This window comes from Tepidibacillus infernus (assembly GCF_048898065.1).
GTDB classification, from domain to species: Bacteria; Bacillota; Bacilli; order Tepidibacillales; family Tepidibacillaceae; genus Tepidibacillus_B; species Tepidibacillus_B infernus.
This window is the reverse complement of the sequence record NZ_JBLWFI010000110.1, coordinates 1-206: the sequence shown is the minus strand read 5'-3', so window position 1 is coordinate 206 and position 206 is coordinate 1. Positions and strand designations below refer to the sequence as shown.

At 42.7% G+C, this 206-nt stretch carries 1 protein-coding gene; it reads right to left on the bottom strand.

Annotated features, from left to right (window positions below):
* Positions 1 to 206: IS200/IS605 family accessory protein TnpB-related protein (locus TEPIDINF_RS15335; protein ID WP_421692421.1), on the bottom strand; the 206-nt coding region annotated here is incomplete at both ends.

The following is a 206-nucleotide window of genomic DNA, read 5'->3' as shown; positions in this document are numbered from 1 at the left end:
TGATAAGCTTTTTCCCCTGCTCCTCTAACTTGTATTGGAGAAAGGTGGTGAACATGCCCCAGCTATTATCATGGACACTTTTGCCAAAATGGAGGGCTTGAGACATCCCTTTCATGTTGAGGTCTTCAATAACCACGCAGTCATACCGTTTCGCTAATTTGTGTGATTCCTTGTGTAGAAAGTCTTTTCGTTGGTTCGCAATTCTT